At 66.1% G+C, this 251-nt stretch carries 1 protein-coding gene; it reads left to right on the top strand.

The window, feature by feature from the left end; all coding sequences use genetic code 11:
- A partial coding sequence (locus PVZ80_RS00165; RefSeq protein ID WP_273863272.1) for a hypothetical protein occupies positions 1–251 on the top strand: 251 nt, incomplete at both ends.

Below are 251 nucleotides of genomic sequence, written 5' to 3'. Positions count from 1 at the left end.
GACAGCATCATCGCTGCCGACCTGGGTTCCACTGGCACCGCCAGCGTCGATGGCGCGAGCAGCCTCTGGAAAACCCTCGGCGACATGACCGTGGGCCAGTCGGGCAACGGCTCGCTGTCGCTCACCAACGGCGCCAAGGTGCAGACCGCTGGCAACACCGTGATCGCTGCGCAAAAAGGCTCGAATGGTTCGGTCAGCGTCGACAACGGCACGCTCTCCACCGACAAGACCCTGATCGTCGGCGGCGCCGG

The organism is Pseudomonas sp. B3G-3, from assembly GCF_028640915.1.
Lineage (GTDB): Bacteria > Pseudomonadota > Gammaproteobacteria > Pseudomonadales > Pseudomonadaceae > Aquipseudomonas > Aquipseudomonas chlororaphis_I.
The sequence above is the reverse complement of the archived record's forward strand: the minus strand, read 5'-3'. Positions and strand labels throughout refer to the sequence as shown.